A 13,281-nucleotide genomic window follows, 5' to 3' on the forward strand; every position below is an offset into this window, starting at 1 on the left:
GCATTGGGTTACGTACCGGATTGCGTTATAATCACATCATGCTTCAAGGAACCGAATATTCCAGCCGAATTTCGTACTGAAAATGGGGGAACCATGTAATTGGGGTGAATTTCATTATTCCTAGAATAATGAATAGGGCGACCTGTGGAAATGCCCGAATCCGTCAGCTAACCTCGTAGGCTGCAGCACAGGAACCAGACCGTAAGGGCACTGCGTTTTCCAGTGTCTTTTTTTCTTGATTTTTTTTAAGAAGGTGACCGATTGAACTCTAAATTTAACTGGCTCAGGCTGTCTCCGCCGCAGATTCTCGTGCTTGGGTTTGCAGCTATTATCTTCATCGGGACGGCGCTGCTAATGCTGCCGATTTCCACAAGTACGGGTGAACCGCTTGAGTTTATCGATGCCTTGTTCACTTCGACATCGGCAACTTGCGTAACGGGGCTGGTTGTGGTGGATACAGGAACGACATTCAGTTCCTTCGGAGAAGTCGTGATCATGCTGCTGATCCAGATCGGCGGGCTCGGCTTCATGACGATGGCCACTTTATTTGCCTTGGCTCTCAAAAGGCGCATATCGCTCAAGGATCGTCTCATTCTGCAGGAAGCGATGAATCAGTCCTCGATGGAAGGAATCGTAAGGCTGATTCGCAGAGTGCTGCTGTACTCCCTCATCATCGAGGCCTGCGGCGCTGTCATTCTATCGATTCGTTGGGCGTTCGATATGCCGCTTGGCCAGGCGATTTATTACGGTGTCTTTCATGCGGTCACGATGTTTAACAACGCCGGTTTCGATTTGTTTGGTGATTTTCGGAGTTTGACCGGGTATGTCTACGATCCTGTAGTCAACGTTGTCGTGATGTTTTTGATTGTCTCAGGCGGCATTGGATTTATCGTCCTATCCGATCTGATTGATTTCCGGAAACAGCGGAGACTTTCCTTGCACTCCAAAGTGGTGCTCACCATGACGGCTACCCTGCTGCTGGTTGGATTTATCGTCATTCTTATATTCGAATTCACCAATCCGAGGACGCTCGGCTCCCTGAATTGGGGCGGAAAATTCTTCGGCGCGTTATTCCAATCCGTAACGCCGCGTACAGCCGGCGCGAATACTATAGATATTACGGGGCTTAGACAGGCCACGCAATTTTTTATCGTGATTCTGATGTTTATCGGAGCATCCCCAGGTTCAACCGGGGGCGGTATCAAAACCACAACCTTCACCATTATGGTGGGGGCGGTCATCGCCATGATGCGCGGGCGTGAAGACATCGTCATGTTCCGGTATCGCCTGGCCCAGGAGCGGGTGCTGAAGGCACTGACCATTGCATTACTGGCCCTGCTGCTCGTTCTAACCGTATCGATGATTCTGTCGACGACAGAGGAAGGGGACTTCTTGGAGATCCTCTTCGAAACGACGTCCGCCTTCGGTACGGTGGGTCTCTCCATGGGCTTAACGCCTGATCTGACGGTGTTTGGGAAGGTATTGATCAGCATTACGATGTTTGCAGGGCGATTGGGGCCTTTGACGCTTGCTTATGCACTGGGGCCGAAAAAGGGTAAAGAATTATATCGTCATCCGGAAGGCAAAATGATTATTGGATAAGGAGTACAGGAGAGACATGAAACCAAAGCAATTTGCAATCATCGGTTTGGGACGATTTGGCGCCAGCCTGGCGCTTGAGCTGATGGAACAGGGATATGAGGTGCTCGGCATCGACCGCAATGAAGAGGTCGTCGAGGATATGAGCGAGCTGCTGACGCACACGGTGGTGGCGGATGCTACGGATGAAGAGGTGCTTAAATCGCTCGGTATCCGTAACTTCGACTGCGGGATTGTTGCGATCGGAAACGATATTCAGATGAGTATCTTATCTGCCATCTTGTTGAAAGAGCTTGGTGTTGCCATGGTCGTTGCCAAGGCAATTTCGGTGCTGCACGGCCGGGCACTGGAGAAGCTGGGCGTGGACCGGGTGATCTTTCCGGAACGGGATATGGGGATTCGGGTAGCCCATCAGCTTGTCACGCCCAACCTGCTCGACTATATCGAATTATCCAAGGACTATCTGATTGTGGAGATGACGGTCACGGACTGCATGGACGGAAAAACGCTTAGTGAGCTCAATACGAGGGTTCGCTACGGTGTCAGCGTGGTGGCCCTGAATAAACAATCCGGCATTATCGTAGCCCCGACAGCCATGGATGTGGTGAACTCCGGCGACATTATGGTGGTTATCGGGTCCAATGATAATGTGGATCGCTTTGAGTCTGAGGTCGTGAATATGCTGGAAAAATAAATATAGAAGAAAAACCTGACGACCTTATATCCGTCAGGTTTTCTTCATTTTATCCTCTTCGAGCTTACGGAACAGAATTTCCGTTTCGTCAATCCAGCGGCTGGCCGCCTTGCTCAGCTCCGAGGCCTGGCCGTAGATCAGCGAAGTCGTTCGCCGGGTTTCAATGAGTGCCGGAATATGAATGTCAACAAGCCCGTTATCGGACAACAGCTGCGGCCTCAGATAGGATTTGGGCAGCAGCGCGGCCGCCTTGCAGGTCGGGATGAGCCTGACAATCGCTTCGAAGGAGTCGATCTCCATCCGGATATCCGGCATAATACCCCAGCGGTGGAACAGGTCATCCGTCAGCTTGCGGTACCAGGTTCCGGTCGAGAAAATGATCATCGGCAAGCCTTGAAGCTGCTCGATGCCAACATCCTCGATTTCCGCCAGCGGATGTGAGGACGGGATGACAAGCTCCAGATGGTCATCAAACAGCGGGATGCAGTTCAAGCCCGGCTGGTTGATGGAGGAGGCGACAATGCCGACATCGACCCGTTTATCCCTTACATAAGATACGATTTCATGGGTCTTGCCGGTGATCAGCTTGATTTCCGCTGCCGGATGACGCTCCATGAAGGCATTGACCAGCGGGGGCAAGGTAGTCTGAAGGGTGGTCAGACTGGCGCCCAGGTTGATCGAGATCTGATCTCCCTCCCGGTAATGGGCCAGAGTCTGCATGAATTTGATCTGCTGCTGTCTCTGCTCCAAGGCAAAAGTGTACACAATCTGCCCGATGGAGGTAAGCTCCAGTCGTTTGCCCCGGCGGTTGAACAGCTGCAGCCCGAGCTGATCCTCCAGCTTGGCTATTTTTCGGGACAGGGCTGGCTGTGACAAGTTAAGCAGCTTGGAGGCTTGGTTTATGCTGGATTGCTCTACGACGACGGCGAACATGTCCAGTTCTTCGAACATGGAATTCCTCCTATATAAAATAGACATGCGTGCAAAACATTGCTTATGCGTATAGATTATAACGATTAATAATTATATTGCAATTCCATTATAAGAAAAAAAGGAGTAACATGAAACATGACACAAGTTGTTCACACGAATGCCGAAATAGGCAGCTTTTTGTCGTTGCAACGGTTAATGCGTGTTCATAAAGGTCGGTTTAGATGCCGAATGGCTTCCTGATTCACTTCGTGATCAAAAGCGGGCTTTTTGAACAACCTTCTTTAGGACAGGGCAAGTGTAATTGTTCTGAAAATAGGAAAGATTGAAAATGAAAACGCTGCACATTGGAAAGGGGAACGTCAACTGATGAAAGGGTATTATTCCAGAAAGCTGCATTCTTTACTCGGTGTCATACCGCTTGGGGCATTTTTGCTCAGCCATATGATTTCCAACTTTAAGGCTTTCGAGGGTGGAAAGGAAGGCTTCGCGAGCGCGGTCCATTTTTTGAACAGCATGCCGTTGATTTTTTTCCTCGAGCTGTTCCTGATCTGGCTGCCACTGCTATATCACGGTGTCTACGGGTTATACATCGCTTACCAGGCGAATAACAACGTGGGCAATTACAACTATGAACGGAACATCCGCTTCACCATCCAACGGATCACCGGTGTTATTACGTTCGTTTTTGTTATCTGGCATATGTACGATACGCGTTTCCAAATCATGATCGGCAAAATCACGCATGACGATTTGGGCGCCACGATGCACGGCATCATGAACAATCCGATTCTGTTTACTCTGTACGTCATCGGCGTTGTTTCGGCAGCCTTCCACTTTACAAACGGCCTGTGGGCGTTCCTCGTTAGCTGGGGCATCACCGTCGGTCCACGCGCGCAGAAGGTATCCACTTACATCTGCATGGGCTTGTTCGTAGTGATGAGCTTGCTGTTCGTTCTGGCTATGACAGCATTCCGCAGTTCCGAATTCCAGGCGGCGACAGCAGCGATCGATGTAGTTAAGACAGTCTTAAGTTAAGGGGAGTGAACGAAAAATGGCATCTAATATTATTGTAGTGGGCGGTGGCCTCGCCGGGCTGATGGCAACCATCAAAGCGGCCGAAGCAGGAGCTCACGTTCATCTATTCTCGCTTGTACCTGTTAAACGCTCTCACTCCGTGTGTGCGCAAGGCGGCATCAATGGAGCCGTTAATACGAAAGGTGAGGGTGACTCTCCTTGGGAGCACTTTGACGATACGGTGTACGGCGGCGACTTCCTTGCGAATCAGCCTCCAGTCAAAGCGATGTGTGAAGCGGCTCCGGGCATTATCCACTTGATGGACCGCATGGGCGTTATGTTTAACCGTACGCCGGAAGGCCTGCTTGATTTCCGCCGTTTCGGCGGAACGAAGCGTCACCGGACCGCATTCGCCGGCGCAACGACCGGACAACAGCTGCTGTATGCGCTTGACGAGCAGGTTCGCCGCTGGGAAACCGCGGGTCTTGTGACCAAGTACGAGAACTGGGAGTTCCTGAATGCGATCATCGACGACGAAGGCGTGTGCCGCGGTATCGCTGCCCAGGATCTGCGCTCGATGGAGATCAAGGCGTTCAAAGCTGAAGCCGTCATTCTTGCAAGCGGTGGTCCTGGTATTATTTTCGGAAAAACGACCAACTCGGTGATCAACACGGGAACAGCGGCCAGTGCCGTTTATCAGCAAGGCGTTCATTATGCCAACGGCGAGTTCATCCAGATTCACCCGACAGCCATTCCAGGCGATGACAAGCTCCGCTTGATGTCGGAATCGGCACGCGGTGAAGGCGGACGGATCTGGACCTATAAAGACGGCAAGCCCTGGTATTTCCTCGAAGAGAAATACCCTGCTTACGGAAACCTGGTGCCGCGCGACATCGCTACGCGTGAAATCTTCTCCGTCTGCGTCGATATGGGACTTGGCATCAATGGCGAGAACATGGTCTACCTGGATCTCTCCCATAAAGATCCGAAAGAGCTGGATGTGAAGCTTGGCGGTATCATCGAAATTTATGAGAAATTCATGGGCGACGATCCGCGTAAAATTCCAATGAAGATCTTCCCGGCAGTCCATTATTCCATGGGCGGCATGTGGGTCGATTACAACCAAATGACGAACATTCCAGGGCTGTTTGCAGCCGGAGAATGCGAGTATCAATATCACGGTGCGAACCGTCTGGGAGCGAACTCTCTGGTCTCCGCCATTTACGGCGGTATGGTGGCCGGACCGAAGGCGATTGAATATGTCAAAGGTCTGAAGAAGTCAGCTGAGGATGTTTCCTCCACGGTATTTGATCGCGTAGCGAAAGAGCAAACGACCAAATACGAAGGCCTGCTCAAGATGGAAGGAACCGAGAATGCCTATGTGATCCATAAAGAGCTCGGCGAATGGATGACCAACAACATGACGGTGGTTCGCTACAATGACAAGCTTGAAGCTACCATCGGCAAAATCAAGGAATTGAAGCAGCGTTACCGCAATATCAATATGACGGATACCTCCCGCTGGAACAACCAGGGCGTGGCGTTCACGCGTCAGCTGTGGAACATGCTGGAGCTGTCCGAGGCCATGACGCTGGGCGCGCTTCTCCGGAACGAAAGCCGTGGCGCTCACTACAAGCCGGATTTCCCTGATCGTAACGATGAGGAGTTCCTCAAGACAACCAAAGCAACCTGGACGCCTGATGGACCGCAGATTTCATATGAAGAAGTGGATGTTTCCTTAATCCCGCCGCGTATTCGCGACTATTCGAAAGACAAGTAAGAAGGAAGGGGGATTTACGATGTCTCAAACGGCAGCCGCCTCAAAGAGCGTTAAGTTTATCATTACACGTCAGGACAATCCGGAGACGAAATCCTATACTGAGGAATTCGAAATTCCGTACCGTCCCGGCATGAACGTCATTAGTGCGCTGATGGAAATTCAGCGCAATCCCAAAAATGCACAGGGCCAAACGACCGCACCTGTATGCTGGGACTCCAACTGCCTGGAAGAAGTGTGCGGAGCTTGCTCCATGGTCATTAACGGCAAACCGCGCCAAGCGTGTGCGGCACTGATCGATAAGCTGGAACAGCCGATCCGGATTCAGCCGATGAAGACATTCCCGGTTGTAAGAGACTTGGTGATTGACCGCAGCCGCATGTTCACGGCGCTCAAGCGCGTCAAGGCGTGGATTCCGATCGATGGCACCTACGACCTTGGCCCTGGACCTAAAATGGCTGAGAAGAAGCGTCAGTGGGCTTACGAGCTGTCCAAATGCATGACATGCGGCGTATGTCTTGAAGCTTGCCCAAACGTCAACGAAAAAACGGACTTTATCGGACCCGCCGCTATTTCCCAAGTTCGCTTGTTCAATGCTCACCCGACAGGTGAGATGAACAAGGAAGAGCGTCTGGAAGCGCTCATGCAGGACGGAGGCATTGAGGGCTGCGGCAACTCGCAGAACTGCGTGCGTTCTTGTCCGAAGGGCATTCCGCTGACGACGTCCATTGCGGAAATGAACAAGGATACAACCAAACACCTGTTTAAGCGCTGGCTTGGCGTTTAATCGGTTTAGCTTCAACACCAAGGCGTCTGACCGGGGCATGACTTCGGTACAGGCGCTTTTTTTTGTTATATGATAGGAATGATGTGTTTTTAAATTGAATTTGAGGTGAGTCACTTGATCAGCGAAAGACCGATTACGATAAAGGATATAAGCGATGACCTGGTCGCTCTGGGCGTACGGAAGGGAATGACTCTGCTGGTCCATTCCTCGCTTAAGAGCGTGGGCGGATGGATTGTTGGCGGTCCGGAAGCGGTTATACTGGCCCTGGAAGACGTACTGGGCGATGAAGGGACGCTGGTGATGCCGACCCAGTCTGCGAACTTAACCGACCCGAAGACATGGGGAAATCCTCCGGCCGACCCGAAATGGTGGGATTTGATCCGCGAGGACATGCCTCCCTATGATCCGGATCTGACCGTCACAACAGGGATGGGGATCATACCGGAAGTGTTCCGTAAGCAAGAAGGGGTCATTCGAAGCCTTCATCCCCATGTTTCGTTTGCAGCACGCGGCAGGGACGCGAAGGCACTTATGCACTCCCATCTGCTAGATTACGGCTTGGGAGATGCCTCGCCGCTGGCACGCTTATACGAAGCGGGGGCCTACGTGCTTATGCTGGGTAGTAGCTATGGCAATAATACTTCCTTCCACCTTAGCGAATACCGCGCGGATTGGGGAGGGAAGGAGGTGGTAACCGCCCACGCCCCAGTACGCAGGGTGCAGGGCGCAACCGAGTGGGAGGCATTCCAGGATATCAACTATCATTCCGACGATTTTGAAGCGATTGGCGCCTCGTTTGAAGCGCAATGCCCCGATGCATACAAGCATGGCCGTATAGGAAAGGCGGGCTGTGTGTTGGCAGAACAAAGGGCCATGGTGGACCATGCCGTGCAGTGGTTGGAGAAGAACCGTTAGATGCTAGCGCATGCTGGACGGCTTTCGTTCGACACGCTGTAGGTGTTTTGGCACGCTATTTTTAACATGAAATTCAGTTGGGCATGAACGTTTATTTAAATGAGCAAGGGCCAACTACCAGCGACCTCCAGGTGCATAAATACCGTTACAAGGGTAATAAAGATGTAATGGTACGGCCTGCAGTTTCAGGCCTCAAGCCAAAGGAGGGACTTGAAGATGTCATGGTGGATGTGGCTGCTCAATTTGACGGGCTTCCTGTTGTTGATATATTTGTTCTACAGTATGGACAAGAAGTGGTCCAGCAGGCCTTTGCTGCTTGCTCCACTGCTCATTTATGTCCTGGTATCGGTTGAAGATTTGCTGGGGTGGATCGATCTGATGAACGTGGTGCCCGGAGAAGGCGGCATGCGTGCTCTGATCTTGTTGTTTGCATTATGCTCCGTTATTTTCTATGTGCTGTACATATTCGACAAGATTGCAGACTCCGTCCATCGGCATGTTGATATGAAAACAACCCTGGTTCGGATCAGCACGGCCGCGGGAATGTGCGTTTTGTTTTTCACGATGGTGTATATGTCGATCTATAAGCTGTTCGGAGGCACTTCCTTCGAAGGCGAGAATATCGGCCAGGATTTGCTGAGCCAGTTCATTACCTTCCTGTATTTCAGCATGGCGACGTTTGTCACCGTCGGGTATGGCGATGTAGCCCCAGTCGATAATACGTCACGGCTTGTCGTGGTGTTGGAGATTGCCTTCAGTTTCATTACCGTTGCGTATGCGCTGTCCATGCTGGGAACGCTGCGCCGGATTTTCACACCCGGCGATGACGGCTTGGATGTGACTGGCAGCGAAGAGAAGTCCAAGGCCAATAAGCCGCATCGGAGAAAGCATTCATCCATGTAAAAGAGGCGCATCTTTGACGATGCGCCTTTATTATTTGTTCAAATGGGCAAGTGAGCGAAGTCTTAGTTAAAGCTACGGTTTCATCAGCTTTTTCAGAATGCTTAGCCCGTTCTTGGAAGGGTAGCGGAATTTAAAATCGAATCGGTTAGTCTGCTTGAGCACACTCTTCTTATGGGAGAAGGTATGGAAGCTGTATTCCCCGTGGTAGGCGCCCATCCCGCTCTCGCCGACACCCCCGAATGGAAGAAAGGGAGTGGCCAGATGCATCAGCGTATCGTTGACACATCCCCCGCCAAAAGAAACCGAGGAGAGTACGTAATCCTGAACATCTTCATTCTCTGTGAACAGGTAAAGCGCCAGCGGCTTGGGACGGCGATGAATCGCTTGGACAGCTTCGTGTACATCATCATAAGTCAGGATCGGACACAGCGGGCCGAAAATCTCTTCTTCCATGACCGGCATATCAAAAGTGATATCGTCCAGCACGGTGGGCTCGATGAGCAAACGTTCCTTTGAGATGCTGCCGCCATGGCGCAGGGTTCCGTTGTTCAGAAATCCGGACAGCCGGTCAAAATGCTTCTCCGAAACAATGCGCCCATAGTCGGGATTGGTTAGGGGGTTCTCGCCGTAGAACGAAGTGATGGCGTCTTTCAGGTGCGCGATGAACTTCTCCTTCACCTTGCTGTGTACAAGTACATAATCCGGCGCAACGCAGGTTTGGCCGGCATTTGTATATTTGCCGAATGCGATACGTGAAGCCGCCAGGGCCAGGGGGGCATCCTCGTGGACGATACAGGGGCTTTTGCCTCCAAGCTCTAGCGTCACCGGGATCAACTGCTTGGCGGCGGCTTCCATGACGATTTTGCCGACATGGGTACTGCCGGTAAAGAATATATAATCCATCGGCTGCTCCAGCAGGCTCGTGCTTACCTCAGGTCCTCCCTCCACCGAAGCCACGTATTGCGGCTCAAACGTCTCCGTGATGATGGACGTAATGAGTCCGGATACGTTGGGTGTCAGCTCGGAGGGTTTTACAATCGCGGTGTTCCCGGCGGCCAAAGCTCCGATCAGCGGAGAGATGGCCAATTGCCAAGGATAATTCCAGGGAGCAATAATCAATACCGTTCCGTAGGGTTCAGCGTAGACCATTCCCTTGCTGCCTATATGCGTCAATGCGGTTTTGACTCGCTGCGGCTTGGCCCAACGCTTCAGATTTTTTATGATAAAGGAAAGCTCCTTGTAGACAATCCCGATCTCGGTCGTGAAGGCTTCCTGCTCACTTTTGTTCAAGTCTTTGCGAAGGGCCTCGATGATATCGTTTTCCCTGGCAATCAGAACTTGGCGCAGCCTGGTCAGCTGCTGCAGACGGAAATCCACTTCCTTGGTGATGTCTTTATGAAAAAAATGCCGCTGAGCTGAAACTAATGCAGCGATCGAATCGTTAACAGTCATACATAAACCCCTTTCCCTTGCTATTCCATATATATGAATAACCGTAAGGCCGTTAAAACTTATACTCTTTTATTATTATATAGGAGGATGTCCACCTATGAGAAATCCATCCTCGGCAGCTCCCCATGACAAAGCCCATGACGGGGCAAAGCGAGAAGTCATGCAGACGAAGATGTCGAGACGCCAATTTCTGAAGATCGGTGTTTCCGCCGTGGTCGGCGTTGGCGTTGCAGGCGGGGCTTACGCATCTTTATGGGAGCCTCATCAATTGGACGTTAAAAGACTGACTTTGGCGCTTCCTTCACTGCCTAAGGCTTTTGATGGGACGAAGATCGTTCAGTTTAGCGATATGCATCTGGGCTTTCACACCGGGGTAAAAGACGTGGCCCGTGTGGTACAGGCCATTCAACACGAGCAACCGGACATGATCTGTTTCACAGGGGATATGGTGGACGGCAATACAGAGGATATGAGGGATGCCATTCAACCGTTCACCGAGCTGAAAGCCCCTCTCGGCTTATTTTCCATATTGGGTAACCATGATTACGGGGACGTGGAGACACTGATCTCACTGGAGGAAGAGGCAGGATTTCAGGTGCTGCGGAACACCGCCGTGAAGCTGAGGCGGGATGGTGCCGTCATCGCTGTGGCAGGTTTGGACGATGTTTTCTGGGGCCAGCCGGATCCGGAAGCAGCCATTCAGGATTTACCCGACGGGATGTTCAAGCTGCTGCTGATGCACGAGCCGGATTATGCAGACACAACGGCAGCCTATTCATTCCATCTCCAGCTGTCGGGACACAGCCATGGGGGCCAGATCCGTTTGCCCTGGGTGGGCGAGGTGATCACGCCGCCCGGTGCAAAGCGTTATGTGCAAGGTCTATATACCATCGGCTCGCAAGGCATGCTGCTTTATGTAAACAGGGGAATCGGCACGACGCAGCTGCCTTTTCGTTTCTTATGCAAACCGGAGCTTACCGTGCTCACCTTGCGCTCTATGGCATGAGGGGAATGAACGATATGATCTGAATATTTCAAGATGATAGGATCACTTGGAATTTGTTACACAAATGAAATATACCTGTTATCAAACTCTAACAGCCGCGGGTTAAACTTATCACATGACCCCCTTTTGAGAATATATATTATGTTTTGGACCCGGTAACGGGTCCACTTTTTTTTGCCTATTTTGCTGTGCTTCCTATGTAAATACAAAAAACAGAAGGAGGTGTACCCCATTAAAGAGGTACGGTCACCTTCTGTTTTTGTTCGAAGTATACCCATTCCGTGTATCCGATTTCTTTGAGCACTTTGGCCACTTCGTCAAATTCATCTCCGACCCGTGACGGTTTGTGGGCGTCGGAGCCGAAGGTGACGTCAACGCCGTGATGATGCGCGACCTCCAAGATGGCGCCCGATGGATACCAGCCCCCGCACAGCTTGGTTTTTCCGGAAGTGTTGATCTCGATTGCCAGGCCCGATTCCGCGATGACTTTCAAGGTTTCCTCGATCGCCTCGTCGGCCTTGATTTCGGAGAACAGCGGATAATTACCCTTCATGGCATCCATATGGGCGATGATCTGGAACATTCCGCTTCGTGCGGATTGGCGGATCAGATTGAAGTATTCCTCTTTATCGGCAACCTGCTGCTGCTGGGTCAGTTTCTTCCAGCGGTTTTTGTTGAAGATGCTGACATCCCTGACGTGATGGATGGAGCCGATGATGTAGTCAAAAGGGTAGGCCGTTAACGCCTGCTGATAAACCTGGGCATGATTCGGAAAATAATCGGATTCAATGCCCAGCAGGACTTTGATTTTCCCTTCATATTCCCGCTTTAAGTCCAGAACTTCTTGTACGTACCCCGCAAAATCCGCTTTGGCCATGGAGATGGCCGGAAAGGGCTGCTCTTCCGGGCTCCCGAAGTATGGAGTGTGGTCCGAGATTCCAATCACCTGTAAATCTGCCGCAATCGCAGCCTCGATATAATCTCGAATGTTGCCGTCTGCGTGGCCGCAGCGGAAATGATGGGTGTGCAGATCAAATTTCATGTTGACCTCCTTCATATCGCTTGATTGGTTATTATTCTAGGATGGATGAAGCGTTATTCGCTGCTGATGAACTGTGTCTCGGGCATGCCTTTCAAATCACTGAGGAATTGACGCATAGCGGAGCTGACGTATCGTCCGCTCTTATAGATTACGCCGACAGGGTGGCTGACTTCAAGCTCGCTCAGGGGAACAATCTGCAGGGTGCCGTTGCGCAGCTCCGTCGCCACGGACTGCTTCGATATAATCGCTGCGCCCAAATTGATCTCGACCATCCGTTTAATTTCTTCACTGCTTGACAGTTCCATGACAACCTGCGGCTCAATGCCGTGTTTCTTCATCACGTCATCTGCGAAGCGGCGGCCGACGGTGTCACGCGTTAGCAGAATGAGAGGGGTTCCGCCCAGCACATCCATGCTTGCTGTGGAGAGTTTGGCTAGCGGATGCTGAGGGGATACGACAAGCTCAAAGGTATCGTAGTACAGAATGGATGTGCTTAAGTTGGGATTCCGCTCGATCAGATAGCCGATCCCGATGTCGATGAGCCCGTTCTCCACGCTGTGGTAGATTTGTGAAGAGGCCATGGATTGAATGGTTGTTTTAATGTGAGGGAATTGATCCTGGAAGTAGGAAAGTACCCGTGGCAGGATCTGAATCGCTATGGAAGTGGTTGTACCCAGCTGAATATGGCCCTGGGGAGTTTGATCAAGATCGGATAGCCGCTGCTTCAGCTCATCCACGATCCCGAGGATCTGTTCGGCATGGTCCACGAAGACCTGACCCCGGTCGGTTAACGTCACGGGCTGACTCCGGTCCACCAGCACCGTTTTAAATTCTTCCTCCAGGCTCTTGATCTGGGCGGATACCGCCGGTTGTGTCAGATTAAGAAGCTCTCCCGCTTTGCGAAAGCTCATCGTTTTGGAGATGGTAATAAGCGTTTCCAATTGGCTGATGTTCATAGCCTTCCTCCTTACTTGATATATTCTTCCGCTCATCTATCGCGTGCAATCTGTATGATTTAAATTATAGGTTATTCTTCCCGGTGGAGCAACGAAGGGGGAAAACATAGCGGTTTTCGGATAAAAAGATGAAAAATATTTTAATTTCCATTTAATTATTATTAAAAGATGGGGAAACCTTCCGATAATAGTAAAGTAGACAT

At 51.2% G+C, this 13,281-nt stretch carries 12 protein-coding genes and 1 riboswitch; of the genes, 8 read left to right on the forward strand and 4 right to left on the reverse strand.

Going from position 1 to position 13,281, the window contains the following annotated elements:
• Positions 1 to 52 precede the first annotated feature (52 nt).
• Positions 53 to 197: riboswitch (cyclic di-AMP (ydaO/yuaA leader) on the forward strand.
• A 64-nt stretch (positions 198 to 261) separates the two neighbouring features.
• Together ACETK5_RS00445 and ACETK5_RS00450 are read left to right on the forward strand one after the other, a co-directional pair.
• Positions 262 to 1,602, forward strand: a complete 1,341-nt coding sequence (locus ACETK5_RS00445; RefSeq protein WP_326114127.1) for a TrkH family potassium uptake protein — start codon at positions 262 to 264, stop codon at positions 1,600 to 1,602.
• A 16-nt stretch (positions 1,603 to 1,618) separates the two neighbouring features.
• Positions 1,619 to 2,293, forward strand: coding sequence for a potassium channel family protein (locus tag ACETK5_RS00450; RefSeq protein WP_009592874.1), 675 nt, complete (start codon positions 1,619 to 1,621; stop codon positions 2,291 to 2,293).
• Between the two features lie 33 nt (positions 2,294 to 2,326).
• Here the strand turns inward: ACETK5_RS00450 and ACETK5_RS00455 are convergent, their stop codons facing one another.
• Positions 2,327 to 3,244: a LysR family transcriptional regulator gene (locus ACETK5_RS00455; RefSeq protein ID WP_100539218.1), complete on the reverse strand. Its 918-nt coding sequence runs from the start codon at positions 3,242 to 3,244 to the stop codon at positions 2,327 to 2,329.
• A 348-nt stretch (positions 3,245 to 3,592) separates the two neighbouring features.
• On the opposite strand from ACETK5_RS00455, the gene ACETK5_RS00460 reads away from it, so the two are divergent.
• From ACETK5_RS00460 to ACETK5_RS00480, 5 genes are all read left to right on the forward strand, one after another.
• A complete protein-coding gene (locus ACETK5_RS00460) occupies positions 3,593 to 4,261 on the forward strand; it encodes a succinate dehydrogenase cytochrome b558 subunit (protein ID WP_100539217.1) in 669 nt (222 codons plus the stop codon).
• Between the two features lie 16 nt (positions 4,262 to 4,277).
• Complete coding sequence (gene sdhA, locus ACETK5_RS00465) at positions 4,278 to 6,020, forward strand: succinate dehydrogenase flavoprotein subunit (RefSeq protein ID WP_076324824.1); 1,743 nt, start codon at positions 4,278 to 4,280, stop codon at positions 6,018 to 6,020.
• Positions 6,021 to 6,039: 19 nt separating this feature from the next.
• Positions 6,040 to 6,804, forward strand: a complete 765-nt coding sequence (gene sdhB / locus ACETK5_RS00470) for a succinate dehydrogenase iron-sulfur subunit (RefSeq protein ID WP_076324823.1) — start codon at positions 6,040 to 6,042, stop codon at positions 6,802 to 6,804.
• Positions 6,805 to 6,918: 114 nt separating this feature from the next.
• Positions 6,919 to 7,719: an AAC(3) family N-acetyltransferase gene (locus tag ACETK5_RS00475; RefSeq protein WP_326114128.1), complete on the forward strand. Its 801-nt coding sequence runs from the start codon at positions 6,919 to 6,921 to the stop codon at positions 7,717 to 7,719.
• Between the two features lie 216 nt (positions 7,720 to 7,935).
• A complete protein-coding gene (locus ACETK5_RS00480; RefSeq protein ID WP_100539216.1) occupies positions 7,936 to 8,622 on the forward strand; it encodes a potassium channel family protein in 687 nt (228 codons plus the stop codon).
• Positions 8,623 to 8,694: 72 nt separating this feature from the next.
• Here ACETK5_RS00480 and ACETK5_RS00485 read toward each other — a convergent pair whose 3' ends face one another.
• Entirely contained in the window at positions 8,695 to 10,074 is a 1,380-nt protein-coding gene (locus ACETK5_RS00485; RefSeq protein ID WP_394054092.1) for an aldehyde dehydrogenase, read from the reverse strand.
• 97 nt (positions 10,075 to 10,171) lie between these two features.
• Here ACETK5_RS00485 and ACETK5_RS00490 point away from each other — a divergent pair, with 97 nt between their 5' ends.
• Positions 10,172 to 11,080, forward strand: a complete 909-nt coding sequence (locus ACETK5_RS00490) for a metallophosphoesterase (RefSeq protein ID WP_394054093.1) — start codon at positions 10,172 to 10,174, stop codon at positions 11,078 to 11,080.
• A gap of 232 nt (positions 11,081 to 11,312) precedes the next feature.
• Here the strand turns inward: ACETK5_RS00490 and ACETK5_RS00495 are convergent, their stop codons facing one another.
• Together ACETK5_RS00495 and ACETK5_RS00500 are read right to left on the reverse strand one after the other, a co-directional pair.
• A complete protein-coding gene (locus ACETK5_RS00495; protein ID WP_100539213.1) occupies positions 11,313 to 12,122 on the reverse strand; it encodes a histidinol-phosphatase in 810 nt (269 codons plus the stop codon).
• Positions 12,123 to 12,175: 53 nt separating this feature from the next.
• The gene (locus ACETK5_RS00500; RefSeq protein WP_071222421.1) at positions 12,176 to 13,078 is read right to left on the reverse strand and encodes a LysR family transcriptional regulator; all 903 of its coding nucleotides are present in this window, start codon (positions 13,076 to 13,078) and stop codon (positions 12,176 to 12,178) included.
• Positions 13,079 to 13,281 lie beyond the last annotated feature (203 nt).

The organism is Paenibacillus ilasis (assembly GCF_043195395.1).
GTDB lineage: Bacteria > Bacillota > Bacilli > Paenibacillales > Paenibacillaceae > Paenibacillus_AQ > Paenibacillus_AQ lautus.

Coding starts and splice junctions, on each gene's coding strand:
- ACETK5_RS00450 (WP_009592874.1), top strand. CDS start 1,619: ATGAAACCAAAGCAATTTGCAATCATCGGTTTGGGACGATTTGGCGCC.
- ACETK5_RS00455 (WP_100539218.1), bottom strand. CDS start 3,244: ATGTTCGAAGAACTGGACATGTTCGCCGTCGTCGTAGAGCAATCCAGC.
- ACETK5_RS00460 (WP_100539217.1), top strand. CDS start 3,593: ATGAAAGGGTATTATTCCAGAAAGCTGCATTCTTTACTCGGTGTCATA.
- sdhA (WP_076324824.1), top strand. CDS start 4,278: ATGGCATCTAATATTATTGTAGTGGGCGGTGGCCTCGCCGGGCTGATG.
- sdhB (WP_076324823.1), top strand. CDS start 6,040: ATGTCTCAAACGGCAGCCGCCTCAAAGAGCGTTAAGTTTATCATTACA.
- ACETK5_RS00480 (WP_100539216.1), top strand. CDS start 7,936: ATGTCATGGTGGATGTGGCTGCTCAATTTGACGGGCTTCCTGTTGTTG.
- ACETK5_RS00485 (WP_394054092.1), bottom strand. CDS start 10,074: ATGACTGTTAACGATTCGATCGCTGCATTAGTTTCAGCTCAGCGGCAT.
- ACETK5_RS00490 (WP_394054093.1), top strand. CDS start 10,172: ATGAGAAATCCATCCTCGGCAGCTCCCCATGACAAAGCCCATGACGGG.
- ACETK5_RS00495 (WP_100539213.1), bottom strand. CDS start 12,122: ATGAAATTTGATCTGCACACCCATCATTTCCGCTGCGGCCACGCAGAC.
- ACETK5_RS00500 (WP_071222421.1), bottom strand. CDS start 13,078: ATGAACATCAGCCAATTGGAAACGCTTATTACCATCTCCAAAACGATG.